The sequence below is a fragment of the Roseateles paludis genome, assembly GCF_039872745.1.
Taxonomy (GTDB): Bacteria; Pseudomonadota; Gammaproteobacteria; order Burkholderiales; family Burkholderiaceae_C; genus Pelomonas; species Pelomonas paludis.
This window is the reverse complement of record NZ_JBDPZD010000002.1, coordinates 16,023-40,662: the sequence shown is the minus strand read 5'-3', so window position 1 is coordinate 40,662 and position 24,640 is coordinate 16,023. Positions and strand designations below refer to the sequence as shown.

General features: G+C 69.7%; 23 protein-coding genes, 1 tRNA gene and 1 pseudogene. 9 read left to right on the top strand and 16 right to left on the bottom strand.

Annotated features, from left to right (window positions below; all coding sequences use genetic code 11):
* Positions 1–8: 8 nt before the first annotated feature.
* Positions 9–407, top strand: coding sequence for a group II truncated hemoglobin (locus tag ABDJ85_RS06075; protein ID WP_347703872.1), 399 nt, complete (start codon positions 9–11; stop codon positions 405–407).
* Positions 408–411: 4 nt separating this feature from the next.
* Here the strand turns inward: ABDJ85_RS06075 and ABDJ85_RS06070 are convergent, their stop codons facing one another.
* The 3 genes from ABDJ85_RS06070 to radC form a co-directional block, all read right to left on the bottom strand.
* Positions 412–1,089 (bottom strand): hypothetical protein, encoded by a 678-nt coding sequence (locus tag ABDJ85_RS06070; RefSeq protein ID WP_347703871.1) that lies wholly within the window; start codon positions 1,087–1,089, stop codon positions 412–414.
* A 208-nt stretch (positions 1,090–1,297) separates the two neighbouring features.
* Positions 1,298–1,930, bottom strand: coding sequence for a Smr/MutS family protein (locus tag ABDJ85_RS06065; protein ID WP_347703870.1), 633 nt, complete (start codon positions 1,928–1,930; stop codon positions 1,298–1,300).
* A complete protein-coding gene (gene radC / locus ABDJ85_RS06060) occupies positions 1,927–2,601 on the bottom strand; it encodes a RadC family protein (protein WP_347703869.1) in 675 nt (224 codons plus the stop codon). Before radC ends, ABDJ85_RS06065 begins: the two co-directional genes overlap by 4 nt.
* A gap of 37 nt (positions 2,602–2,638) precedes the next feature.
* On the opposite strand from radC, the gene ABDJ85_RS06055 reads away from it, so the two are divergent.
* The 4 genes from ABDJ85_RS06055 (at position 2,639) to ABDJ85_RS06040 (ending at position 5,549) form a co-directional block, all read left to right on the top strand.
* Positions 2,639–3,082 carry an FKBP-type peptidyl-prolyl cis-trans isomerase gene (locus ABDJ85_RS06055; RefSeq protein WP_347703868.1) on the top strand — a complete coding sequence of 148 codons (444 nt, stop codon included), beginning with the start codon at positions 2,639–2,641 and terminating at the stop codon, positions 3,080–3,082.
* Positions 3,082–4,053, top strand: a complete 972-nt coding sequence (gene ispH, locus ABDJ85_RS06050; RefSeq protein WP_347703867.1) for a 4-hydroxy-3-methylbut-2-enyl diphosphate reductase — start codon at positions 3,082–3,084, stop codon at positions 4,051–4,053. Before ABDJ85_RS06055 ends, ispH begins: the two co-directional genes overlap by 1 nt.
* 67 nt (positions 4,054–4,120) lie before the next feature.
* Positions 4,121–5,416, top strand: coding sequence for a serine--tRNA ligase (gene serS / locus ABDJ85_RS06045; RefSeq protein WP_347703866.1), 1,296 nt, complete (start codon positions 4,121–4,123; stop codon positions 5,414–5,416).
* A gap of 42 nt (positions 5,417–5,458) precedes the next feature.
* Positions 5,459–5,549, top strand: a tRNA-Ser gene (locus ABDJ85_RS06040).
* A 170-nt stretch (positions 5,550–5,719) separates the two neighbouring features.
* Here ABDJ85_RS06040 and ABDJ85_RS06035 read toward each other — a convergent pair.
* Positions 5,720–6,118, bottom strand: a complete 399-nt coding sequence (locus ABDJ85_RS06035) for a hypothetical protein (RefSeq protein ID WP_347703865.1) — start codon at positions 6,116–6,118, stop codon at positions 5,720–5,722.
* A gap of 75 nt (positions 6,119–6,193) precedes the next feature.
* Here ABDJ85_RS06035 and ABDJ85_RS06030 point away from each other — a divergent pair, with 75 nt between their 5' ends.
* Positions 6,194–7,099 (top strand): LysR family transcriptional regulator, encoded by a 906-nt coding sequence (locus ABDJ85_RS06030; RefSeq protein ID WP_347703864.1) that lies wholly within the window; start codon positions 6,194–6,196, stop codon positions 7,097–7,099.
* On the opposite strand, the gene ABDJ85_RS06025 is transcribed toward ABDJ85_RS06030, so the two are convergent.
* The 4 genes from ABDJ85_RS06025 to ABDJ85_RS06010 all read right to left on the bottom strand — a co-directional run bounded on the left by ABDJ85_RS06025 (position 7,073) and on the right by ABDJ85_RS06010 (position 10,593).
* Positions 7,073–8,587 (bottom strand): hypothetical protein, encoded by a 1,515-nt coding sequence (locus ABDJ85_RS06025; RefSeq protein WP_347703863.1) that lies wholly within the window; start codon positions 8,585–8,587, stop codon positions 7,073–7,075. The genes ABDJ85_RS06030 and ABDJ85_RS06025 overlap by 27 nt on opposite strands.
* Positions 8,584–9,471 (bottom strand): ABC transporter ATP-binding protein, encoded by an 888-nt coding sequence (locus tag ABDJ85_RS06020; RefSeq protein WP_347703862.1) that lies wholly within the window; start codon positions 9,469–9,471, stop codon positions 8,584–8,586. The genes ABDJ85_RS06025 and ABDJ85_RS06020 overlap by 4 nt, the downstream gene beginning before the upstream one ends.
* Positions 9,468–9,869 (bottom strand): GntR family transcriptional regulator, encoded by a 402-nt coding sequence (locus ABDJ85_RS06015; protein WP_347703861.1) that lies wholly within the window; start codon positions 9,867–9,869, stop codon positions 9,468–9,470. The genes ABDJ85_RS06020 and ABDJ85_RS06015 overlap by 4 nt, the downstream gene beginning before the upstream one ends.
* 97 nt (positions 9,870–9,966) lie before the next feature.
* Entirely contained in the window at positions 9,967–10,593 is a 627-nt protein-coding gene (locus tag ABDJ85_RS06010; protein ID WP_347703860.1) for a cysteine hydrolase family protein, read from the bottom strand.
* A 96-nt stretch (positions 10,594–10,689) separates the two neighbouring features.
* Here ABDJ85_RS06010 and ABDJ85_RS06005 point away from each other — a divergent pair, with 96 nt between their 5' ends.
* Together ABDJ85_RS06005 and ABDJ85_RS06000 are read left to right on the top strand one after the other, a co-directional pair.
* Positions 10,690–11,709, top strand: coding sequence for a GlxA family transcriptional regulator (locus ABDJ85_RS06005; RefSeq protein ID WP_347703859.1), 1,020 nt, complete (start codon positions 10,690–10,692; stop codon positions 11,707–11,709).
* 203 nt (positions 11,710–11,912) lie between these two features.
* Entirely contained in the window at positions 11,913–13,469 is a 1,557-nt protein-coding gene (locus ABDJ85_RS06000; protein WP_347703858.1) for a methyl-accepting chemotaxis protein, read from the top strand.
* Between the two features lie 8 nt (positions 13,470–13,477).
* Here ABDJ85_RS06000 and ABDJ85_RS05995 read toward each other — a convergent pair whose 3' ends face one another.
* The 4 genes from ABDJ85_RS05995 to ABDJ85_RS05980 all read right to left on the bottom strand — a co-directional run bounded on the left by ABDJ85_RS05995 (position 13,478) and on the right by ABDJ85_RS05980 (position 16,109).
* Positions 13,478–14,725: an RNA polymerase sigma factor gene (locus ABDJ85_RS05995; protein ID WP_347703857.1), complete on the bottom strand. Its 1,248-nt coding sequence runs from the start codon at positions 14,723–14,725 to the stop codon at positions 13,478–13,480.
* A 6-nt stretch (positions 14,726–14,731) separates the two neighbouring features.
* Positions 14,732–15,130 (bottom strand): VOC family protein, encoded by a 399-nt coding sequence (locus ABDJ85_RS05990; RefSeq protein WP_347703856.1) that lies wholly within the window; start codon positions 15,128–15,130, stop codon positions 14,732–14,734.
* 9 nt (positions 15,131–15,139) lie between these two features.
* The gene (locus tag ABDJ85_RS05985; RefSeq protein ID WP_347703855.1) at positions 15,140–15,541 is read right to left on the bottom strand and encodes a YciI family protein; all 402 of its coding nucleotides are present in this window, start codon (positions 15,539–15,541) and stop codon (positions 15,140–15,142) included.
* 220 nt (positions 15,542–15,761) lie between these two features.
* Positions 15,762–16,109 carry a YciI family protein gene (locus ABDJ85_RS05980; protein ID WP_347703854.1) on the bottom strand — a complete coding sequence of 116 codons (348 nt, stop codon included), beginning with the start codon at positions 16,107–16,109 and terminating at the stop codon, positions 15,762–15,764.
* An 83-nt stretch (positions 16,110–16,192) separates the two neighbouring features.
* Between ABDJ85_RS05980 and ABDJ85_RS05975 the strand changes: the two genes are divergently transcribed.
* Positions 16,193–18,418 (top strand): helicase-related protein, encoded by a 2,226-nt coding sequence (locus ABDJ85_RS05975; protein ID WP_347703853.1) that lies wholly within the window; start codon positions 16,193–16,195, stop codon positions 18,416–18,418.
* A gap of 11 nt (positions 18,419–18,429) precedes the next feature.
* Here ABDJ85_RS05975 and ABDJ85_RS05970 read toward each other — a convergent pair whose 3' ends face one another.
* The 4 genes and pseudogenes from ABDJ85_RS05970 to ABDJ85_RS05955 all read right to left on the bottom strand — a co-directional run bounded on the left by ABDJ85_RS05970 (position 18,430) and on the right by ABDJ85_RS05955 (position 24,637).
* On the bottom strand, positions 18,430–19,980 hold the full coding sequence (locus ABDJ85_RS05970; protein ID WP_347703852.1) for a methyl-accepting chemotaxis protein: 1,551 nt from the start codon (positions 19,978–19,980) through the stop codon (positions 18,430–18,432).
* 161 nt (positions 19,981–20,141) lie between these two features.
* A pseudogene (locus ABDJ85_RS05965) lies at positions 20,142–21,200 on the bottom strand (methyl-accepting chemotaxis protein); the annotation flags it as partial.
* A gap of 144 nt (positions 21,201–21,344) precedes the next feature.
* Complete coding sequence (mnmC, locus tag ABDJ85_RS05960; protein WP_347703851.1) at positions 21,345–23,270, bottom strand: bifunctional tRNA (5-methylaminomethyl-2-thiouridine)(34)-methyltransferase MnmC2/FAD-dependent 5-carboxymethylaminomethyl-2-thiouridine(34) oxidoreductase MnmC1; 1,926 nt, start codon at positions 23,268–23,270, stop codon at positions 21,345–21,347.
* Positions 23,267–24,637: an MBL fold metallo-hydrolase RNA specificity domain-containing protein gene (locus tag ABDJ85_RS05955; RefSeq protein WP_347703850.1), complete on the bottom strand. Its 1,371-nt coding sequence runs from the start codon at positions 24,635–24,637 to the stop codon at positions 23,267–23,269. The genes mnmC and ABDJ85_RS05955 overlap by 4 nt, the downstream gene beginning before the upstream one ends.
* Between the last annotated feature and the right edge of the window lie 3 nt (positions 24,638–24,640).

Here is a 24,640-nt window from a genome sequence, read left to right as displayed (position 1 = left end):
GCTGGATCGTGACTGAGGACGCCGTTCCTATCACCGCGTTTGAAGCGCTCGGCGGCGAGCCGCGCGTGCGCGAGCTGGTGGACCGCTTCTACGACCTGATGGACCTGGAGCCGGCCTACACGCGGCTGCGTGCCGTGCATGGCGACAGCCTGGACAGCGCGCGCGACAAGTTGTTTTGGTTCCTGTGCGGCTGGCTGGGCGGGCCCAACCACTACATCGAACGCTTTGGCCACCCGCGCCTGCGGGCTCGGCATCTGCCGTTTCGCATCGGCATTGCGGAGCGCGACGAGTGGCTGGCCTGCATGGCCCAGGCCATGCGCGAGTGCCAGGTCAGCGAGGCGCTGCAAGCGCGCCTCGCCGAGGCCTTTGCGGGCACCGCCGACTGGATGCGCAACGTCGGCGCTTGAGGCGTTATTCGAGTCGGAACGCGAAGTCCTGCTGGAATTGATGGTCGCCCGGGCAGTGGTAGCCCGCCAGCGCCGCCTCCACCGCCTGCTTGAGCGCGCGCTTGCTGCGCGCATCCAGCGCGGCGCCGGCCATGCTCAGCTCCGTGCCCACCACCCGCCCGCTGCGCACCGTGGCCACGGCGTGCACGATGGCGTCACCCGACCAGGCCAGCACCGGCACCTCGGGCTTGGGCATGCTCACGCAGATGGCGCCCGGGTTGCGGATTTGGGTGATGGGATCGTTCTTGACGGGCGGCTGCACGGCGGTGCCGCCACCCCAGTCCTGGCCCTCGCGGCCCACTGAGTCGGTGACGTCAGTGGACGTGGTCGAGGTCAGGCGGTTGGCCGTCGGCGTCGAGTCGGGGACTTGCGGAATGTCCACGGGGGCCGTTCGGACGTCCGGCAGCTTGGGCCGGTCGATCAGGATCCTGGCCTCAGGCTCCGGCTGCTTCTCAATGGGCAGGTTGGGCCGCAGCTCGGTGGAAGGCTTGGGCGTTGGTGTGGGCCGGATGTAGGCCGCGCTGATGCCGATCACGGCGAGCACGTGGATGCCGATGACGAGGCCGAGCCCGGTGGCCCGGCGCCTGCCTTGCGCGAATGAGCCTGCCGAGAGTGCGCCTGTGAGGTTCTGGTTCAGATCCATCTCGTGTCTCCTCTGTGCCTGAGTCGCGTTGCTGGGGTGGATGTCGGCTGGAGGCCGCAGGGCGTTCTCTGCCGGCAACCCAGGCTATGCCTCGGCGAGCCCTGGGGTCAAGGCTGCCAACGCTGTCGGTGAAAAGGAGCCAAGTGGGTGTGACAAGCGGCCACATGGCGCGTGGCTTTGCAGCCCGCGTCAGGCTGCCGACAGATTCTTAGGCGAGCAGAACCATCAGCGCCCCGGCGCCGCCATCACTGGCACGCGCCTGCACGAAGGCCAGCACCTCGTTCTTCTGCACCAGCCAGCGTCGCACGCGGCCCTTGAGCACGGGCTCGCGGCCCGGTGAGCCATGGCCCTTGCCATGGATGACGCGCACGCAGCGCAGGCCGCGCCGCTGGCTGTCGTTGATGAACTGGCCCAGGGCCTCACGCGCAGCATCGCGGCGCAGGCCGTGAAGGTCCAGCTGCGCCTGCAGCGCCCAGTGGCCGCGCCGCAGCTTGCGCACCACCTCCAGGCTCAGGCCCTCGCGCCGGAAGGACAGGGTCTCGTCGGTGTCGAGCAGAGTGTCAATATCGATCTCGTCAGAGAGCGCCTGCAACAGCACGGCGCGCTCATCAAGTTCGCGTTGCCGAGGCTCGGGCGCCGGCAGCTCACGTTCATGCAGCACGCGCGGCGCGTGACGCAAGGGCTCCACAGGCCCGACCGACAGCTCGAACAGCCGTCGCTCCTGGTCGGCCAGCCGCGCGGCGGCTTCGCGCTGTTCGCGCACCCGCTCGATGGCCAGGCGCCGGGCTTTGAGCTCGCGCGCCATCGGCTGCAGGTCGGCCAGGGACTTGACGCGCGTCACAGCAGCCCGCGCTCTGCAAAGGACACCACCTGGTCCTGCCCGACAACGAAGTGGTCCACCACCCGCACGTCCAGCACGGCCAGCGCGCGCATCAGGTGCTGGGTCAGCAACTCGTCCGCCCGCGAGGGCTCGGCCACGCCGCTGGGGTGGTTGTGCGCCAGCATCACGGCCGAGGCGCCCAACTCCAGCGCGCGCTTGGCCACCTCGCGCGGGTAGACGGCGGTGGCCGTGAGCGTGCCGCGAAACATTTCTTCCAGCTGGATCAGGCGCAACTGCGCGTCCAGGAAGAGCACGGCAAACACCTCGTGGCCCAGGTGCCCGAGCTTGAGCTGCAGGAACTGCCGAGCCGCTTGCGGCTCGCTCAGCACCGGCCGCTCGGCCAGTTGCTGGGCCAGGGTGCGCCGGGCAATCTCCAGCACCGCCGCGATCTCGGCACGCTTGGCCGGCCCCAGGCCCTTGACCTTGCCCAGGTCCTTCACGCTGGCGGCCAGCAGGCCGCGCCAACCGCCAAAGGTGTCGAGCAGACTTTGCGCGAGCGCCACGACCGACTGCCCCGGCAACCCGGTGCGCAGCAGCAGGGCCAGCAGTTCGGCGTCGGCCAGCGCGCTCGGCCCCCGGGCCAGGAGCTTCTCGCGCGGGCGCGCATCGGGGGGCAAATCAAGCAGCCGCATAGAATCCGCCGCAGTCTATTCGCTCTCTTTTTCCCCCATGAATCCCGTGCAAGCGGGGTCGTTTCTGACCCTGCATTACCGCCTTTGCGGCCCCGACGGGGACGACCTGGTGAACACCTTCAACGACAAGCCGGCCACGCTGTCGATGGGCGCAGGCCAGCTATCGCCCGCGCTGGAGCAGCGCCTGATGGGGCTGGAAGAGGGCAGCCGCACCAGCTTCGATCTCGCCGCCGGCGAGGCCTTTGGCGAGCACAACCCCGAGCTGATGCAATGGCTCAAGCTCAGCCTGCTGCGCGAGCTGGGCGACCCCGACGAGGCCTACACGGTCGGCGACGTGGTGCAGTTCCCCGGCCCGGACGGGCAGGGCGGCTATGCCGGCGTGGTGCGCGAGCTGGGCGAGACGGCCGTGCTTTTCGACTTCAACCACCCGCTCGCTGGCCAGCCCGTGCGCTTTGAGGTCCAACTGATCGGAGTGCTGTGATGCCAGTCCAGATTGACGACATCCTGCTCGCCGAGCCGCGTGGCTTTTGCGCCGGGGTGGACCGCGCCATCGAGATCGTCGAGCGCGCGTTGCTGAAGTTCGGCGCCCCGATCTATGTGCGCCACGAGATCGTGCACAACACCTATGTGGTGAACGACCTCAAGGCGCGCGGCGCCATCTTCATCGAGGACCTGGCCGAGGTGCCCGCCGGTGCCACGCTGGTCTTCAGCGCCCACGGTGTGAGCCAGGAGGTGCGGCGCGAGGCACAGGCGCGGGGCTTCCAGGTCTTTGACGCCACCTGCCCGCTCGTCACCAAGGTCCACGTCGAGGTGGCCAAGCTGCACCGCGAGGGCTACGAGTTCATCATGATCGGCCACAAGGGCCACCCCGAGGTCGAAGGCACCATGGGCCAGCTCACCGATGGCATCCATCTGGTGGAAGACGTCGAGGACGTGGCCAAGGTGCGCATTGCCGATCCGAGCAAGGTGGCCGTCGTCACGCAGACCACGCTCTCGGTGGACGACACGCGCGACATCCTGGCCGCCGTCAAGCAGCACTTCCCGCTGGTGCGCGAGCCCAAGCAGCAGGACATCTGCTACGCCACGCAGAACCGGCAGGACGCCGTCAAGCTGCTGGCGCCGCAGGTGGACGTGGTGGTGGTGGTGGGCAGCCCGACCTCGTCCAACAGCAACCGCCTGCGCGAACTGGCCGAGCGCCTGGGCACGCCGGCCTACATGGTGGATGCGGCGGACGACCTCAAGGCCGAATGGCTGGACGGCCATCCCCGCGTGGGCCTCACGGCCGGGGCCTCGGCGCCCGACGTGCTGGTGCAGGCCGTGATCGACCGCCTGCGCAGCTTTGGCGCCACCAGTGTGCGCAGCCTGCCGGGCGTGGAGGAGCATGTGCGCTTCCCGCTGCCCATGGGCCTGGGCGACAAGTCGATGGCCGAGGTCGCGGCATCGCGATCTTGAACGCTTGAGCTTGACGCCTCGCCAGCCTCGCGCTGGCTTGAACTGAATCTCTCTAGGACTCCATCAAATGCTGGACACCAACCTGCTGCGCAAAGACCTCGACAGCGTCATTGCGCGGCTCAACACCCGCAAGAACCCCCAGCCCTTCCTCGACGAGGCGCACTTCCGCGCGCTAGAGGCCGAGCGCAAGGCCGTGCAGACCCGCACCGAGGAGCTGCAAGCCCGGCGCAACAGCCTGTCCAAGCAGATCGGCATGGCCAAGGGCAAGGGTGAAGATGCCTCGGCGCTGATGGCCGAGGTCGGCAGCATTGCCGACGAACTCAAGGCCGGCGCTGAGCGCCTGGAAGCCATCCAGGCCGACCTCGCCGGGCGCCTGATGAGCGTGCCCAACCTGCCCCAAAGCAGCGTGCCCGTGGGCGCTGACGAGACCGGCAATGTGGAAGTCCGCCGCTGGGGCACACCGCGCAGCTTCGACTTCAGCGTCAAAGACCACGTCGACCTCGGTGAGCCCCTGGGCCTCGACTTCGAAACCGGCGCCAAGCTCTCGGGCTCGCGCTTCTCCTTCCTCAAGGGGCCGGTCGCCCGCCTGCACCGCGCGCTCGCGCAGTTCATGCTCGACGTGCAGACCACCGAGCACGGCTACACCGAGTGCTACACGCCCTACATCGTCAACCGCGAGGTGCTGGAGGGCACGGGCCAGTTGCCCAAGTTCAAGGAAGACATGTTCTGGGTGCTGCGCGGTGGCGATGAGGATTCGCCTGAGCAGTACCTGATCTCGACTTCCGAGATCTCGCTGACCAACACCGTGCGCGAGCAGGTGCTGGCTGCTGGCGACCTGCCGCTCAAGCTCACGGCGCACAGCCCCTGCTTCCGCTCCGAGGCCGGCAGCGCCGGGCGCGACACGCGCGGCATGATCCGCCAGCACCAATTCGACAAGGTCGAAATGGTCCAGATCGTCGCGCCCGAACAGAGCGACGCTGCCCTCGAAGAAATGGTCGGGCACGCCGAGGCCATCCTGCAAAAACTGGGGCTGCCCTACCGTGTGGTGCTGCTGTGCACGGGCGACATGGGCTTTGGCGCTGCCAAGACCTATGACCTGGAGGTGTGGGTGCCGGCACAAGGCCAATACCGCGAGATCAGCTCCTGCTCCAACTGCGAGGCCTTCCAGGCGCGGCGCATGCAGGCCCGCTTCAAGAACGCCCAGGGCAAGAACGAGTTCGTGCACACCCTCAATGGCTCGGGCTTGGCGGTGGGGCGCACCTTGGTGGCAGTGCTGGAGAACTACCAGAACGCCGACGGCAGCATCACGGTGCCAGAAGCGCTTCGTCCTTACCTTGGCGGCCTGGAAGTTCTGAAGGCCTGAGCTTTTCCGCTAGAATCGCGGGCTTCACTCGCACCGAATCCAGGAGAGGTGGCAGAGTGGTCGAATGTACCTGACTCGAAATCAGGCGTACGGTATCCCCGTACCGAGGGTTCGAATCCCTCCCTCTCCGCCAGCAGTACCAAACGCGACCCACCGGGTCGCGTTTTTCATTGGAGAACCCAAGGGTTCGGTCAAGGCCGCGTAGCGGACTTGGACGTTCCGTAGGAACGGCAATCCCACCCTCTCCGCCAAAACAAAAACGCGACCCATCGGGTCGCGTTTTTCTTTGGTCGATCGGTTTGCTCAGGCCGCCGCGCGGTCGTTCGGGGCGTCGGCTTGCAGGTCCGATTCGCGCAACGACATCGCCACCCACTCCACCGTGCAGCCGCTGCTGGGGTGCAGGCTGCCCAGGCGCTCGCGCAGGGCCTCGTGCAGGAGGCGCATCAGGGCTTGGGGGCGGCCCACGCTGCCGGACTCGAGCAGCACGCGCAGCTGGTAGCAGGCACGCCCGTCGGCCGCGAGGCTGCGGCCGCCGACGAACCACTGGCTGCTTTCGGCCAGCACCACGCGCAGCACGATCTGGCGGGCGTCGAGGCCGAGTTCCTGGGCGGTGATTGAGCTGAGCTCGGCGGCCAGGGTGCGCAGATCGGGGTCAGCGCCCGGGGCTGGGCTGAGGACGAGGTGCAGGCTGGGGGGAACCATGGAGCCGGATGCTAGGTGCGCATCCATGCACAATCCAGACCCCTGAGTGCAGATTGAATTTGCAAGGATGCAAATATGAGTACCCTGGCCTGGGACGACCTCCGCTACGTGCTCGCCATTGCCGAAGGCGGTTCGCTCACGGCGGCGGCGCAATTGCTGGGGGTGCGGCACAGCACCGTGCTGCGCCGGCTGGATGCGCTGGAGGCCCAGCTGGGCGCGCGGCTGTTTGAGCGCCATCGCCAGGGCTATGTGGCCACCGAGGCGGGCGAATGGGCGGCGGCGCAGGCGCGGGAGATTCGGGCGGGCGTGGACGAGGTGGAGCGCCGCATCGTCGGGCGGGACCTGCAGCTCTCAGGCGTGCTGCGCCTCTCCACCGCCTTTGTGGCCATGCTCTACCTGCTGCCGGAGCCGCTCGCGGCCTTTCGGCGCCAGCACCCGGGCATCGAGGTGGAGGTGAGCGAGAACTCGGAGCTGGTGGACATGTCGCGTCGCACGGCCGACGTGGCGCTGCGCATGGCGCGTGAGGTGCCGCAGCATCTGGTGGGGCGGCAGCTGGGGCGCATGTTCATGCGCGTCTACGCCAAGCGCGGCGCGGCGCATCTGCCGCAAAGCATTCAGCCCATCGACACCCTGTGCCGCGATTACCCCTGGTTTGCCTTTGACCGCGACAGCCGCAGCCGCTTCTATGACCGCTGGATGCACGAGCACATCCCGCCCCAGCAGGTGGTGATGCGCATCGACCTGCTGCACCCGGTGGTGGCCATGGCCCGCACCGGGCTGGCGCTGGCCCTGTTGCCCACCTTCATCGAAGCCACCGAGACCGACCTGGTGCCGGTGTCCGAGCCGCTGACCGACGTGTCCACCCCCGTGTGGATGCTGACCCACCCCGACTTGCGCCAGACAGCCCGGGTGCGGGCCTTTCTGCAGGAGGTGGGCGTGGCGATCAGCACCCAGCTAGCGGCAGCGCCCGGCGGGGAGTGAGACGGGCCCGTGCATCAGGCGCGGGTAGCGCCAGACGATGAGGACGGCGGTCAGCGCGAGGCTGGCGGTGCACAGCGTGCCCACCGAGACCAGGTCCGTCCCGACCAGGCCGAGCCCGAGGCCGGTGGCCACCATCCAGGCCAAGCCCGGCAGCAGCATGGCGGCCTGGCCGCCGGTGAACCGGGCGGGCGACTGCAGCAGCAGCAGGGTGAAGATGGGGAGCGTGGTGAAGGGCATGGTCAGCAGGGCGGGCTGCTCAGCCGCCTTGGCCAGCCACCAGAAGCCGGCCAAACCGGGACCCCAGATCCACAAGACCCGCCGGGCGTGGATCCACAGCACCCAGCCGTTGAGCTGAGTGCCCTGCGGCACACCTGGCAACAGGGTCAGCAGCGCCTGCTCGCGCCGGGTGAACCACAGCATGTTCACCGCGGCGGTGACCGGCGCCAGCAGGATGCTGATCAAACCGAAGGACAGGCCTGCTGCGCCGCCCTTCCAGGCGGCTCGCATGTCGACATTGCCGCCGGTGAAGAGGCCCAGCATTCCGAAGATGGCGGCCACCGCCGCGATGCCCAGGACTGCGCCCATCAGGGCGCGTACCCAATGCTGACGGCCATGCAGCGCAATCTCGAGCCGTGACATGGCGCTGGCTGCCGTGGGCTGGGCCAGGCGCAGCGTGCGGCCCAGCCAGAGGCCGCTGACGCGTTGAAAGGGTCGCTCCAGCTTCTCGCCAAGGCGGCCAAACTGCTCAAGCCCCTTGACTCCGCCGCCGGTGCGCATCTGCTCGCGCATCTGCGTTTGCCGCTGGTACCAGGTGATGTGCGCATGGCCGCCCCGGCCAATCATGGTGGGCAGCAGCAGGGCGGACAGCAAAAGCCCCGCCAGTGTGGCCAGCTCCGGCTGCGCCTGCCATGCCGCAACCGAGGCGCTCACGACCGACCCCGTGAGGGCTTTCAGGCTCGGCAGTCCAACCAGCATCGGTCCCAGCCACATCACGATCCAGATGGGCCACCAGCGCATGCCCAGGGCCACGAAGCAACAGCCCGCGCCCGCCGCCAGCGCCAGCGCCCAGGGATTCAAGCCGGTGGCAAAGACCAGGCCGCCCAGCACGAGCAAGGTCGCGGTGGCCCAAGCGCCCAGCAGCACACGCTTGAGCCGCCGCACGTGGCCCGGCACCAGCCTGGCGGCAAACGGGTGGTTCTGGCGCAGGATGGACATCACCAGCCAGCCGAACAGCACGACACACCAGACCATGGCCATGATCATGGACACCTTGTCGCGGCCATGCGGTGCCATCACTACCAGCGCGATGGTGGCCAGCACCGCAAAGGCCAGCACGTATTTCCAACTGCGGCCCTCCTGGCGGAACGGACCCGCGAGGATTTGCAGCACGGGGTGGCGCCGCGCGCTCACGGCTGCACCCCCCGGGGCTGCGGCCTGCCCCGCCGGGTGGGGGCGAGCTTGCTTGGAGCGGTCCTGCGCCGCGTTCATGTCAGCGCCTCGAACAGGTCTTCCAGGTTCAGCGCGCTGGCTTGCACACGGTCCGGCAGGGCAGAGGGCTGGGGCAGCTTCACCAGCACGCGTTCCTGGCCGCCTTCCAGCGGCGTGCGCTTGAGCGGCGTGACGCCCAGGCGTTGCATCAGGCTACTCAGCTCGCTGCTCGTGCCGGTCAGGTGCTGGACCTGTTCCAGCAGCTCATCCAGCGGTGCCTGCAGCGCGATCTGGCCGCCGCTCATGAAGGCGAGGTTGAAGGCCACGCGCTCCAGGTCCGACAGGATGTGGGTCGAGAACACGACCGTGGTGCCGCGGTCCAGCACCTGGTCCACCAGCTCGCGCAGGAAGTCGCGGCGGCCCACGGGGTCGAGGCTGGAGACGGGCTCGTCCAGCACCAGCAGGTCGGGCTCGTGGGCCAGCGCGCGGATGATGGACAGGCGCTGCTGCTGCCCGCCCGAGAGCTTGCGGATGGGTTGGTCACGAGGGATGTCCCAGCGCGACATCAGCCCCTCCACCTTGGACTCGTTCCAGCGCGGGTAGAAGCTGCGGAAGTAGGCCAGCAGCTGTGTGGGCGTGAAGGTCTCAAAGAGGTCACTGCTTTGCGGCACGTAGCCGATGCGGGCCCGGGCCTCGTCGCTGAGCTGCGCGGCTGGGCAGCCGAACAGCTCGATGCGGCCGGCCTGCGGGTCGCGCAGGCCCAGCAGGGCTTCCAGCAGCGTGGTCTTGCCCGATCCATTGCGGCCCAGCAAGCCCACCACCTGGCCGGGCAGCAGTTGCCAGGTCAGGTCGCGCAGGACCTGCGGGCCCTTGGGGTAGGCCAGCGAGACGCTATCCAGGCGGGCCATCGCGGTGGTGCTGTGCGGGAAGTGTTGGGTACTCATGGCTGAGGGGGCTCCTCGTCAAGGATTTGGGAGAACAGGCGCAGGGCCTGCTTGGGATCGAGCTGCAGCTGGCGGGCCTCGGCGGCGGCCTTTTCCAGCGTGGGGCGCAGCAGCTCCACGCGTGATGCCGCCGGCTGCGCCCGGGTGTGCTGGGCCGCCACCACCATGGGCAGGCCGCGCCGGCGCTCCAGCACGCCCTCCATCTCCAGCATCGAGAAGGCCTTGGAGATGGTCATGGGGTGCACCGCCAGCGCCTGGGCCAGCTCGCGGACGGACGGAATCTCGTCCCCCGCCTTGAGCTGCCCGGCCGCCACGCGGCGCTTCACCTGCTCGATAAGCTGGCGGTAGATCGGCTCGGGCGAGCCGGTGTTGATGGTGACGAAGTGGGTTGCGTCCATGTGTACTAGTACGATAGTACACGTAGACACATCAGTCAAGCTCTATCAGGTCAAGTGACAGCCCCGGAATGCAGGGGGTTCCTGCGGCGCCGGCCCTTCACGCCAAACCACGGGCGCGCAGGTTGGCGCTGAGGATGCTGCCCCGTGTTAGCGCCTGGCCAGCCTGCAGGGCAGCGATCCAGTCTGCAGTGCGGGTGACGGCAGCGAACCGGGTGTGGAAGACCACGGCAAACACGCGGTGGATCTCTTCCGCTGTCGCGCGCCCGGCTTGGGTTGCGTAGGGCAGGGCGCCGCTGGCGTCTGACAGCCACTCCACCGACCAGCCCGCATGCATGGCGTGCAGGATGGTCGAGGCATCACAGTTGTGCGTCATGAAGCCGCAGACGGTCAGGGTGTCGACCTCCCGCTCGGCCAGCCAGTCGGCCAGATCGGTGCCTGCAAAGGCGCTGGGCAGGGTCTTGCGCACCAGGTGGTCGTAGGGGCGGGAGGCCACCACCTCGTGCAGCTGCCAGCCGGCCGAGCCGACGGCAAAGATGGGGGAGTCGCCAGGGGCGTCTTGCTGCACCACCACCACCGGCACTCCGGCCGCGCTGGCTGCGTCCATGGCGGCGGCGATGGCGGGCAGTGACTCGCTCAGCGGCGGGTACTCGATGGGCAGGCGGCCACTCACGTATTCGTTCTGAACATCGATCACGATGAGCGCTCGGCGCGGTGCTGGGGGCATGACGGACTCCGGTGGTGAGGGTGGAAGGCCTCATTCTTTGAGCCACCAGCCCAGGCTGAAAGTGGCTCAAAAGACATGCATCGATAAGATCGGGCCATGTCTGCCAACGAGCGCATTGCCGTCCTTGCCTTCGATGGCATCAGCCCCTTCCACCTCTCGGTGCCTTGCCTCGTCTTTGGCGAGGACCGCCGCGATCTGGGTGTGCCTCGCTGGCCCGTGGCGGTGTGTGCCGAGGAGCGCGGGCCCTTGCGGAGTTCGGCGGGATTCACGCTACAGGCCACCCACGGCCTGCGCAGCCTGGAGGCGGCGGGCCTGGTCATCGTGCCGTCCTGGCGTGACCCGGCCGAGCGGCCGCCCGAGCTCGTGCTGCGTGCGCTGAGGCGTGCCCACGAGCGGGGCGCGCGTGTGGTGGGGCTGTGCCTGGGGGCCTTTGTGCTGGCCGAGGCTGGCCTCTTGGAGGGCCGCCTGGCCACCACGCACTGGGCCTGGGCGGACGAGTTCGCCCGGCGCTTTCCGCAGGTGCGGCTGAACCCCGAGGTGCTCTATGTGGACGATGGCGACATCGTGACCTCGGCGGGCACGGCCGCAAGCCTGGATTGCTGTCTGCATCTTTTGCGGCAGCGGGTGGGGGCCGACGTGGCCAACCGGGTGGCGCGGCGCTTGGTGGTGGCGCCGCACCGCGCAGGCGGCCAGGCGCAGTTCGTTGAGGCGCCGCTGCCGGACTCGCGGCGTGTGGGTCGCCTTGCGGCCTTGCTCGATTGGATCGAGGCCCATCTCGATCAACCCATCGACGTGGATGTGCTCGCGGCGCAGGCGGCGCTCAGCCGGCGTCACTTCAGCCGCTGCTTCCGGGAGGCGACGGGCACCACCGTCTGGCAATGGGTGTTGCAGCGCCGCGTGGCCAGAGCCTGCCATTGGCTGGAGGCCAGCGACCGGGGCATCGAGGCGGTCGCCGCGGAAGCGGGCTTTGCGTCGGCCGTCGCCTTGCGCAAGGCCTTTGTCGCCAGCCTGGGGCAGTCACCCTCCAGCTACCGGAGCGCCTTCAGGCGGCAGGCGGGCGCCACAGGCCAGGTGCTCAAGCCCGCAGATCGGGTGCCCATCAAACAGGCACGCTGAGGTGCTCGCCGCTACGCGGCCGGGTCTCGTGGGCGGTGGCCTTGGCATTGGTAAGTGCTTGTTCCAGCAGCAAGCGTGCCGAATGCACGAAAACCAAAATCGGCAAAATTGATACTATCGACACTGCGCCTTAGGATGCGTCCACCAGCCCGATGGCCCCAACGAGGGGGCCCGGAACGAGGACGAACTTTCAAGGAGTGTGTATGAGTTCGATGACCGTGGCCAAGCGCCTGATGCTGGCCTTTGGTGTGGTGATCCTGGTCTTCATGGCCGTGGCGGGGACATCGCTGGTCAGCGGCAGCCGCTTGGCGGATGCCAGCCGGTGGAACCAACACACCTACAAGGTGCTGAGCACGGCCGATCGCATGCTGCAGTCCATGGTGAACATGGAGACTGGCGCGCGGGGCTATCTGGTGGCGGGTGACGAGGCCTTTCTCGCGCCGTGGACCCAAGGCCAGAAGGACTTCCAGAAAGCCTGGGAAGAAGCCAAGGAGCTGACCTCCGACAACGCAGCCCAGCAAAAGCGCTTGGAGAGCATGCGCGCGAGACAGAACGAGTTCGCCAGCGTGGCCAACGGCCTGATCGCCCAGCGCCAGCAGGTGACCGCAGGCAAGAGCACGATGGACGACTTGGTCAAGGAGTTCAAGGGCGGCAAGGACAAGGCAGCGATGGATGCCTTCCGGGCCTTGCAGGCCGAGTTTGATGGCGAGGAACGCAACCTGCTGGGCTCTCGCGGCGAAGAGGCTGACCGCCTGCGCGCGCTGAACCGCAATGTGATGCTGGTGGGTGCCATCCTGGCGCTGGGCGCGGCTGTGAGCCTGGGCCTGTGGGTGACCCGCGCGCTGATGCGTCAACTGGGCGGCGAGCCGCAGTACGCGGCCGAGGTGGCGCGCGAGATTGCGGCCGGCAACCTGACCGTCGACATCGCGCTGAGCCACGGCGACCGCTCCAGCATGCTGGCCGCGATGGCCGAGATGCGTGACGGCCTGGCCAGCGTGGTGTCCAGCGTGCGCCAGGGGGCCGAGTCGGTGTCCATGGCCAGCACGCAGATCGCTGCCGGCAATGCCGACCTCAGCCAACGCACCGAAGAGCAGGCCAGCGCGCTGCAGCAGACGGCGGCCACCATGGAAGAGCTGGCCAGCACGGTGCGCAACAACGCCGAGAACTCGCGCCAGGCCAACCAGCTTGCCCAAGGCGCCGCCGGTGTGGCCGCGCAGGGCGGTGAGGTGGTGGGCCAGGTGGTGGACACCATGCGTGGCATCAGCGACAGCAGCCGCCGCATCGGCGACATCATTGGTGTGATCGACGGCATCGCCTTCCAGACCAACATCCTGGCCCTGAACGCTGCCGTGGAAGCCGCCCGTGCCGGTGAGCAAGGCCGTGGCTTTGCCGTGGTGGCCGGCGAGGTGCGCACCCTGGCCCAGCGCAGTGCCGAGGCCGCCAAGGAGATCAAGTCGCTGATCAGCCGCAATGTCGAGCAGGTCGAACAAGGCACGGGCCTCGTGGACCGCGCGGGCAAGACCATGGACGAACTCGTCGCCTCGGTGCGCCGTGTCAGCGACATCATGTCGGAGATCTCGGCCGCGAGCACCGAGCAGACCAGTGGCATCCAGCAAGTGGGCGATGCCGTGGGCCAGATGGACCAAGCCACCCAGCAGAACGCCGCACTGGTGGAAGAGAGCGCCGCCGGTGCCGAAAGCCTGAAGACGCAGGCTCAACAGCTGGTCACGACGGTGTCGGTCTTCCGCGTGGCGGCCTGAGTCTCGCGCTACAGCTTCGCAGCCCGGGCCCGCAGCAGCTGCTGCTGCACCGGGCTGTCTGACAAAGCCGCTGCGCGCAGATAGGCCTCGCGGGCCTCGGCGTGACGGCCCAGGCGCTCCAGCACATCGGCCTGGGCGCCGGCCAGGTAGGGGTAGTCGCGCAGCCGGGGTTCCTCGGCCAGCGCCTGCAGCAGGGGCCAGGCCGCAGCAGGACCTTGGGCATAGCTCAGCGCCACCGCGCGGTTGAGCGCCACCACGGGCGAGGCCTGCAGCGCCAGCAGCCGGTCATAGCCCGCCACGATGGCGGCCCAGTCGGTGTCATCGGCCCGCGCCGCGCGGGCGTGGCAAGCGGCAATGGCCGCTTGCAGGGTGTAGGGCCCCGCGCCACCAGTCTGCTCGCCCAGTTGCTCAGCCCGCGCTAGCGCGGCCAAACCCCGGCGGATCAAGAGACGGTCCCAGCGGCGGCGGTCTTGCTCCAGCAGCAGCACCGGCTGGCCCTCGGCGTCCAGCCGTGCGGGCAGGCGCGAGGCCTGGATCTCCAGCAGCGCCGCCAGGCCCTGCACCTCGCCCTCGTCGGGCAACACATGCTGCAGCTGGCGCGCCAGGCGCAACGCCTCGTCGCACAGCGCGGTGCGCACGTCGGCATGGCCCTGGTTGAAGATCAGGTAGACCACCGCCAGCACGGCATCCAGCCGCGCCGGCCAGTGCTCGGGCGGTGGCAGCTCGAACGACTGCCCGGCCAGCGCCTTCTTGGCGCGCACGATGCGCTGGGCCAGCGTGGGCTCAGGCACCAGGAAGGCCCGCGCGATCTCACCGGTCTCCAGCCCGCCCAGCAGGCGCAGCGTCAGTGCCACCTGGGCCTCCTGAGCCAGCACGGGGTGGCAGGCAATGAAGATCAGCCGCAGTTGCTCGTCGCCCAGCAGCGCACGCTCGCGGGCCAGGTCCAGCCCGGGCACGAAGTCGGGCGTCACGTGTGCTTGCGCGGCTTCGTCGTCGGCCGCCAGCGCCTCGTGCTCGCGCGCCAGCATGCTGCGGCGGCGCAGGCGGTCGAGGGCACGGTTGCGGGTGGTGGTCATCAGCCAGGCAGCGGCGTTGGTGGGCTGGCCGTCGCGCGGCCAGGTTTCCAGGGCGGCGATCAGGGCGTCTTGCGCGCAGTCCTCGGCCTCGTCCAGGTCATGCAGCAGCTTGGCGGCGGCGCCAATCAAGCGGCTGCGCTCAGTGCGCCACACGCTGGCGGCCAGGTCAGCGTCGATCACGGGGCTTCATGCGGGCTGGCTGCGCAGGTAGACCAACTGCCAGTGGTGGCCGTCAGGGTCGGCAAAGCCTTGCGCCACGCAAAAGCCTTCGTCGCAGGGCTCAGGGTCTGACTCCGCGCCCGCCGCGCGGGCCTTGGCGATCAAGTCGGCCAGGGCCTCGGGGCTGTCGCAGCTGAGCGTGACCCAGGACTCGGTCGCCACCTTGGCGTCCACCACGGTCTTGGTGGTCAGGCTCTGGGCCACCTCGACGCTGAGCAGCATCAGCTGCGCGCCGGGCCCGAGGGTCAGGAGCTCACTGACGGGGCTCGCGGCGCTGGGGTCGAAGCTGTAGCCCAGCGCTGCATAGAAGGCCTTGCTGGCCGCCAGATCCTTGCAGGGGAGGGTGATCGTCACTTGTGCGTGCATGGCCACCTCCTAGCGCAGGGCCATGTCGCCGCCGGGAGCGAAGTCGGCGTCTTCATAGAGCCGCCGCACCTCGATCTCGCAGTCCATCGCCGGGAAGGGCTGCGGGAAGCGGCTGGCCCAGGCACGGGCTTCGTCCTCGGACCGCACCTGGATCAAGGTGTAGCCGGCGATCAGCTCTTTGGTCTCGGCAAAGGGCCCGTCCACCACCTCGCGCCGGCCATCGGCGTGGTAGCGCTGGCGCCAGCCGTTGCGGCTGGGGCGCAGGCCGGCGCCGTCCAGCAGCACGCCGGCGCGCGCCATTTCTTCGTGGAAGGCGCCCATCTCCTCGAACAGCTTGGCGTACTCGGGGCCCGTGGGCGGGGCACCGACCTCGCTCACCACGGTGGCGCGGACTTGGATCATGAATCGCATCGGGGTCTCCTGCTGTGGCTGCCAGGGACGACGATCCAGCGCCGGCGGGATCGACAACTGGAAACGCTGAGCCGGTCCCCGCGATGCAGCGCGCCCTGGTTCGGGATGAGCTGCAAGGCGCGAAGCGCAGCCATAGGTGTTCCTATGGCGAGCATTCGCAACACGGCAGATCGCCCGAAGCAGGGATGCGCTGCACGTGAGGGACGGGTTCAACGTTTCCCTAGGTGTAGCAGGGCCCCACGCCGCGGATCTCGACGGTGGCCCACTCGGCCGCCGGGCAGCGCTCGGCCCAGGCCAGGGCCACGGCGGGGTCTTCGGTGTCGAGCAGGAAATAGCCGCCCACCATCTCCTTGGCCTCGGCAAAGGGGCCGTCCACCACCACGGGTGCGCCATTGGCCTTGTTCAGGCGCTTCTGGCTGCTGGACAGCGAGTTCACCGACATCAGCAGCCCGGCTTGCGCCAGCTCTTCACTGAAGGCCACCATGCGGGCGTAGGCGTCCTTGCCGCCCTCGAGGCCACGTTCGGCGCGTTGGCCCAGGGGTTCGACGATGAGCAGCATGTGGGGCATGGCGGGGGAGGGTGGTCGAAACAAGGGCGCGATCTTAGAAGCCGAGAGCGGAAGCCCAGAACCCCGGGACAATCCGCCCCACGATGTCCGAGTCCCCCGTTTCTGCGGCCCCCGCCTTCCACCTCCCTCATGCCCGCCACGCCAGCCGCCTGCCACCCGGGCTGACGCCTGAAGACTGGCAGCGCCTGCGCCAGAACGCCCACGCGCTGCCGCAGGTGCTGACGCCGAACGATCTGGACGACGGCAGTGACGCCGCCTATGACGAACGTGGCTGGGTGCAGATCTCGCGCTCGGCCGCGGGCGGGCGGCCCAGCCGCTGGATTGCGCCGGCGCACATCCAAGCGGCGCTGGCCCAACTGGCCGCCACGCCGCCTGCGCCCACGCTGCGCAGCCTGATGCAGCAGCGCGCCGCGCAGCTGGACGCCCTGGGCTTGCGGCGTGAGGCGCAGGGCTGGACGCGCTTGGCCGTGCAGCCGCTGCTGCTCGCGCACGAGGGCTGGCGCATCGAGCTGGCGCACCGCGTGCCGCAGAACGACGCGCCCGTGTGGGCCTTCTTCCGCGATGGCGACGTGGGCAGCCTGCGGCATGCGCTGGGCCAAGCGCCGACCTACGAGCACGCGCCCGCGCTCAAGACCCACCTGGACCACCTGCTGGCGCGCAGCGAGGCCCTGGGCAGCCCCGCGCAGCTCGCCTCGCTGCTGCCGCGCCTGCAGGCCGAGTGCTCGGTGGCCAAGCCGCTGGCCGACCTGCTGGCGGCGCTGACCCGCGCCCAAGACCGCTGGGAGCAGGGGGTCGAGGAGCAGGACCAGCTCAGCCGCCTGGGCCGGGAGCTGGCCTTCCAGGGCTACCCCGACAGCTTCGAGACCGCCCGCAAGCTGGGCCGCAAGGTCACGCTTTACCTGGGGCCGCCCAACAGCGGCAAAACGTATGCGGCGTTTGAGCGGCTCGCCCAGGCGCTGGATGGGGCCTACCTCGCGCCGCTGCGCCTGCTGGCGCTGGAGGGGCGCGACCGCCTCGTGGGCCGGGGCGTGCCCTGCTCGCTGCTGACCGGCGAGGAGAGCGTGCCCGCCGACAACGCCCGCGTCGTGTCCAGCACCATCGAGATGGTGAACACGCGCGACGCCATCGACGTGGCCGTGATCGACGAGGCACAGATGCTGTTCGACGACTCGCGCGGTTGGGCCTGGACGCAGGCCATCGTGGGCGTGCCCGCGCGCGAGCTGATCATCATTGCCTCGGCCTACGCGGCACCCGCCATCGAGCGGCTGCTGCAGCTGTGCGGCGAGAAGGTGGAGCGCCGCGTCTTCGAGCGCAAGCAGCAGGTGCAGCTGATGCCGGCCCCTGTGCCCATGGCGCATTTGCAGGCCGGGGACGCGGTGGTGGCCTTCAGCCGGCGCGATGTGCTGATGCTGCGCGACCAGATCTCGCGATCCGGCGAAGGGGGCGGCCACACGGTCAGCGTCATCTATGGCGCGCTGCCGCCCGAGGTGCGGCGCCGCGAGGCCGAGCGCTTTGCCGTGGGCGCGGCCGACGTGCTGGTGGCGACGGACGCCATCGGCATGGGCCTGAACCTGCCCATCCGCCGCGTGCTGTTCTCGACCCTGACCAAGTTCGACGGCGTCGGTGACCGCGACCTCTCCGTCAGCGAGGTGCACCAGATTGCCGGCCGCGCCGGCCGCTACGGCCTGCACGACGAGGGCTTTGTCAGCGTGCTCAAGGAGGCCGAGGCCAGCAGCCTCAAGCTGCTGCGCGAGCTGCTGCCCAAGGAGCCGCGGGCCCCGCGCGACTTCAAGGCCCCGGTGGCGCCCAACTGGCGCCACGTGCAGACCATCTCGCAGCGCATGGGCGTGAAGAAGCTTTACGCCGTGCTCAGCATCTTCCGCGAGCAGCTCAAGCTCGACGACGCCCACTTCGCCGTGGCCACGCTGGACCAGATGCTGGAGCTGGCCGAGTTGCTGGACCGGCACGCCAACACATTGACCCTGCAGCAGCGCTTTGTCTACGCCCAGGCGCCGGTGGACACGCGCCTGCCGGTGTTGCTGGAGGCCTATGGCGGCTGGATCAATGCCCACGCCGCACGCGGCCAGGTGGGCTGGCCTGAGTTCATCGACGACTACGACGAGCACGCCCGCCTCGACCGCCTGGAGCAAGGCCTGCGCCTGTGCACGCTGTGGCTGTGGCTGGACCTGCGCTTCCCCGGCGTGTTCGGCGAGGTTGAGGCCGTGCTGGACCTGCGCGGGCGGCTCAACGACGGCATTGAGCGCCAGCTCAAGGGGCGCAAGCCGCTCTGGCAGCGCCGGGGGCGCTGACCTCCGAGTCCCTAGACCCGGAACACCGCCACCGACTCGTTCAGCCTCGCCGCCTGCTGCTGCAGGCTGACTGAGGCCGAGGCCGACTGCTCGACCAAGGCGGCGTTCTCCTGGGTGCTGCGGTCCAGCAAGCCCACCGAAGCGGTGATCTGGCTGATGCGATCGCTTTGCTCGTGCATGGCGTGGGTGATCTCGCCAATGATCTGCGCCACGCGGCTGACGCTCTCGACCAGCTCGGACATGGTGTCGCCCGACGAGCGCACCTGCTCCGACCCCGCCGCCACACGCTCCACGCTGCCGCCGATCAGGGTCTTGATCTCGCGCGCGGCCTGGGCTGACCGCTGGGCCAGCGTGCGCACCTCGCCCGCCACCACGGCAAAGCCACGGCCCTGCTCGCCCGCGCGGGCGGCCTCGACGGCGGCGTTCAGCGCCAGAATATTGGTCTGGAAGGCGATGCCGTCGATCACGCCAATGATGTCGCTGATCTTGCGCGAGCTGTCGGTGATCGAGTCCATGGTGGCAGCGGCCGCGCTCACGCGGTCGTGCCCCCGCTGGGCCACCGCCGCCGCCTCGGCCGCCAGACGGTTGGCGTTGCTGGCCGCCTGGTCGGTGGCGCGCACGGTGTCGTTGAGTTCGCTGATGGCCGAGGCGGCTTGCTGGAGGCTGGAGGCAGCCACCTCGGTGCGGTGCGAAAGGTCGAGCGAGGCGTCCGAGATCTCGGCACTGGCGGTGCCCACGCTGTCGGCAGCCGAGCGCACGCCGGTGATCAAGCTGCGGAAGGCGCTCTGCATGTCGTCCAGCGAGCTGAGCAACTGGTCGGTTTCGCGCGTGCCGGGGCCGGCCTGCGCGGGCACGCTCTGGGTCAGGTCGTAGGTGGCGATGCCCTCGGCCAGGCGCGCAGCGTTCTGGACCGGCCGGCCAATAGACCGCGTCAGCCACAGGCCGAGCAGGGCGCCCGTGACGATGGCCAGCACCGAGAACAGCAGCAGGGCAAGGCGGGCCTGCTGGTTGATGCGCGCCACGTCAGCCGCCGCCGCGTCGAACTGGCTGCGCTCGTGCGCGCTGACGGCCTGCATGTCCTCCAGGTAGGCAGCCGCTGCGGGCTTGAACTCGGTCTCAAAGGCTTGCCGCGCCTCGTCGGCCTTGCCGCTCTTGCGCAGGCCCAGCACCTTTTCCCGGACCTTGAGGTAGCTGCTGCGGGCGCCGCCCAGTCGCTCCAGCAATCGCTTTTCTTCGGCGGTGTTTGCCAGGGCCTCGACCTGTTTCTGAACGGCATTGATGGCCTGGCTGGTCTCGGCCATGGCGGGCGCCAGTTCGGCCGCCAGCGAGGCATCGGTGCTGGCGACGATGGCCGTCGCGCGAGCCACATTGATGCCGGTGTGCCGCTGCCACTCGCTGACGAGGCGTTCGGTGGCGACACTGTCGCTCACCACCTCCTGCGTGCGCTCACCCACGTGCAGCAGGGCCCTCCAGCCCAGCCCCGACCCCACCAAGGCGATCAGCAGCACCGGCCCGAGGACCAGGCCCATGCGTTGACCGATGCTTCGACTCTTGCTGGCCATGACGTCACCTCCACGTCTTTGTGTTGGGTGCGGCCGGCCTCCCAGCACGGCGCTTGCGCCTCAAGTGTCTGCCCGGCCGGCCCAAAGCGCCAGGGGTGAAAAGCAAAAACGCCGCCGGCTCCGAGGAGCCGGCGGCGTCTGTGGGTGTGGTGCTCGGAGGCTTAGCGGTGCCCGACGCGGAACACCGAGATGGCCTCATTCATGCGGCCCGACTGCTCCTTCAGGCTTTCGGCGGCGGCGGCGGATTCCTCCACCAGCGCAGCGTTCTGCTGGGTCATCTGGTCGAGCTGGATGATGGCCGTGTTGACCTGGCCGATGCGCTCGCTCTGCTCGCGGGCGGCGGCGCTGATCTCGCCAATGATGTCGGTCACGCGCTGCACGCTGGCCACGATCTCGGTCATGGTGGCGCCGGCGGCTTCCACCTGCTTGGTGCCGGACTCGACGCGCTCGACGCTGGCGCCGATCAGGCTCTTGATCTCCTTGGCGGCGTCGGCCGAGCGGCCGGCCAGGGAGCGCACCTCACCGGCCACCACGGCAAAGCCACGGCCCTGCTCGCCGGCACGGGCGGCTTCCACCGCAGCATTCAAGGCCAGGATGTTGGTCTGGAAGGCGATGCCATCGATCACGCCGATGATGTCGTTGATCTTGCGCGAGCTCTCGCTGATGGAGCCCATGGTGTTGACCACCTGCGACACCACGTCGCCACCGCGCTGGGCCACGCTGGCGGCCGAGCTGGCGAGCTGGTTGGCTGTCATGGCGGCGTCGGCCGTCTGGCGCACGGTGCCGGTCAGGTCAGACATGGAGGAGGCGGTGGCCTGCAGGTTGGAGGCCGCTTGCTCGGTGCGCTGCGACAGCTCCTGGTTGCCCACGGCGATTTCGGAGCTGGCGGTGCCGATGCTCTCGGACGCCGAGCGCACATTGCCCACCAGGCTGCGCAGCTCGCCTTGTGTCGATTCGAGGGCGTCCAGCAGGCGGCCAATCTCGCCGCTGCGTCCGCCGGGGATGCTGTGGCTCAGGTCCAGCCGCGCCAGGGCCTCGGCCGCCTCGATGGCGCCACCCAGGCCGCCGCCTGAAGAACCGCCGCCCGAGGTCAGCACCGCCGCGCCGCCGGCCACCCAGGCAAGCACCAGGCAGGCGATGGTCCAGGTTTTGGTGGAGCCTGCTGCGTCGGGCAAGGCGTTCAACGCCATGACGCCGCCAATCGTGGTGAGGATGAGCGCGGCCCCGAGAGCGAGGGTCAGACGTTGCGTGGCGCCACCGCCAAAGATGTTGGACATCCAGGTCTCCTGAGTGCTTGTCAGCTGTTGGGTCACGTCGGCAGCCCGGGCCCGAGGATGGTGTGTTCCCGAGGCTGCAGATGAGGCTCAGGAGTTTGCGCGTGTCTCGTGTGGGTATTGCGCCAATGTGCGCTCGGCCCGTGCCACATATCTCACGGGATCGACCGCGTCGAGCAGGTCGGCCTCGATCGGGCAGGGCGTGCCGAGCGCGCGGGCGGCCGCAACCTGCCCCGCCAACGCCGCCCAGCTGATGCCGCGCGAGCCCAGTGCCGTGCACAGCACGAGGCCCGGCAGCCGCGCATGAAAGCGTACCTGCTCGGCCCGCTGCGCTGGGCGGTGAGCGGGGTCGGCCAGGCCGCCGATCAGGGGCAGCCGGTCGGCCGTCAGCAGCCGCCAGCCGACGCGGCCTTCAGCCGCCGTGGTGGGCGCGGGCTGGCCCAGCAGGCGCGCCAGGCGCGCGAGGTTCTCTGCATGGTCGGCGGCGCGCAGCTGCGGGTCCAGGTCACCGTCTTGCGTGGTGGCGCCGCACCAGAAGCCCGCAAGACCGGCATCGATGGCATAGCCGTCGCCCGCCAGCGCGGTGCCCAGCCGTGCCGGTGCCGGGGCGACGCGGCTGATCTGTCCGCGCTGCGTGACGAGCTCGGCGGCCAGCGCGGGGTCGATCGCGGCGAGCAGCGCGCGCTGCGCGTGGCCGCCAGCCAGTACCAGCAGGCCGGTCTCGGCCAGCACGGTGCCTTCGGCGCTCAACAGCTGCCAGGCTGCGCCGCTTTGGCGCAGCGCGGCCACGGGGGTGTTGAGGCGCAGCGCGGCGCCGCTGGCGCCCAGCATGGCGGCCACATAGGTGCGGGGCGCCAGGGCGCCGCCACCGGGGTAGTGCCAGGCGGCTTGGGCCAGGGGGATGCCAGCCAGCGCGCTGGCTTCGGGCGCGGCCAGGGCCTGCACGTAGGCGGCCGGCAGGCCGCGTGCGTCCCGCTGCATCTGGGCCAGGTCGCGGGCCAGCTCCAGGCGCAGCAGGCCCTGCTGCACGCAGGGCAGGCCAAGGCGCTTCAGCAGCGCCTGCGTGGCCAGCGCGGCGGCACGGTTGAAGCGGGCGTGCGGCCCGTCGTCAGGGTTGAGCGTGCCGTGGAACAACCCGGCCGGGTTGCCTGAACTGGCGCCAGCAGCCTGGGGCAGGGCGTCGATCACGGTGACGGCCAGGCCCTGCTCGGCGAGCGCCAGGGCACACGCAGCGCCGGCCAGCCCCGCGCCGAGCACGATGCCTTCGCGGGCATCACGGGTCAGCGCTTCCCGGCCCGGCGACTGCGGGGCCCGGTGGTGGGGCGCAAAGACGGCGCGTGTCATTTCGCCCTTGCCGCCAAAGCCCGGCGCCTTGCTCACTGCAAAGCCATTGCCCGCCAGTCCGTCGCGCACCGGGCGCGCGACGCTCCAGGTGGCGGCCGTGGCGCCGGGCGCGGCCAGCCGCGCGAGGGACTTGAAGAGGTAGGCGTCCCATAGCTGCGGGTTGCAGGCTGGGGCAAATCCGTCCAGATAAAAGGCGTCGGCCTGCAGCACCAGTTCGCGCAGCAGGGCGCGCGCATCGCCCAGGCCCAGCAGCAGCTCCACCCGGCCCTCGTCAAAGCTCAGGCGGTGCAGCCCCGGCGTGAGAGGCGGCCATTGCGCCAGCAGCTCGGCGCCCAGCGGGCCGGTGGCGGCGTGGGCGCGGGCCAGGTCCGACGGCCGCAGGGGGTGCAGCTCCAGGCTGATGAAGTGCAGGCGCTGGCTGCGTGCCGGGTCTTGCCGCCAGGCGTCCCAGGTGGCCAGGAAGTTGTTGCCCAGGCCAAAGCCCGTCTCCAGCACCGTGAAGCGCTCGCGGCCCTGCCAGCGCTGGGGCAGGCCATTGCCGGCCATGAAGACCTGCTGTGCCTGCGCCCAGGCGCCGGCGCGGGCGTGATACACGTCGCCGAACGCCGTCGAGGCTGGCGCGGCCGGGTCCGAGAAATCGACCTCGGCCGGGACGATTGAAGCCGTCTTCAAAGCGTGACGGTCTCGCCGTGCTGCGGCACGCGCACGCGCAGGCCGAGTTCGTCCTGGATGCGGCTGCGCAGGGCATCGGCGGCCGCCGGCTCGCCGTGCACCACGAACACCTGCTCGGGCGGTCGGGGCAGGGCACGCAGCCACTGCAGCAGGCCCTCGGCATCGGCGTGGCCCGAGAAGCCGTCCAGGTGCGTGACCTCGGCCGCCACGGGCACGAAGCGGCCGTGCAGCTTGATCTCGCGCTCGCCGGCCACCATGCGCGCGCCCCGGCTGCCGCCCACCTGGAAGCCCGGGAAGACGATGGCGTGCCGCGACTGCGGGGCCAGGGTCTCGATGTAGTTGAGCACCCGCCCACCGGTGGCCATGCCGCTGGCCGAGATGACGATGCTGGGCCGCGCACGCGGCTGTGCGAGCTGGGCGGCGAGCTTGAGGCTCTGGGCCTGTTTGGTGACGAGGTGGACGCGGTCGGTCAGGCCCTGCACCTCGCGCAGCGGCACGCGCAGCAGCTTGGCGTGCCGGAGCGTCAGCTCGGTCGCTTGCTGGGCCATGGGGCTGTCGAGCCAGATGGGCACATCCAGCGGCAGCTCGCCCGCGTTGCGCAGGCGTTGCAAGACGAGCAGCAGTGCCTGCGCGCGGCCCACCGCAAAGCTCGGCAGCAGCACCGAGCCGCCGCGCTTCAAGGTGCTGCGCAGGATCTGCGCGAGCCGGGCCTGCACGTCCTCGGGCGGGTGCAGGCGGTTGCCGTAGGTGGATTCGATCAAGACCACGTCGGCCGCCGGTGGCACCTGGGGCGTGGGCAGCAGCAGGTCGTTCACGCGGCCGATGTCGCCCGAGAACAGCAAGCTGCGCCCTGCGTTGCTGACGTGGATGGAGCTGGCCCCCAGCAAATGCCCTCCCGGCGTGAAGCGCACGGCCGTGCTGCCTAGCTGCAGCTTGCCGTCGCGCGGCACCGCGCGGAAGGCTTTCATGGTCGCCTCCACCTCACGCACGGTGTAGAGCGGTAGGGCCTTCTCGTGCCGGCTGGTCTTGTCGCGGTTGGCGCGGCGGGCGTCTTCTTCCTGCAGGTGGGCGCCGTCGGTCAGCAGCACCTCGCACAGGTCGCGCGTGGCGGCCGTGCCATAGATCGGGCCCTTGAACCCCTGGCGCTTGAGCGCCGGCAGGTAGCCGCTGTGGTCCAGGTGGGCGTGCGAGAGCAGCACGGCGTCCAGCTGAGTGGCCGGCGCTCCGAGCGGGAGCCAGTTGCGCTCGCGAAGCGCCTTGAAGCCCTGGAACATGCCGCAGTCGAGCAGCAGGCGCTGCTCACCAAACTGCACGAGGTGCTTGGAGCCGGTAACGGAGTCGGCTGCGCCGAGGAATGTGATCTTCATCCG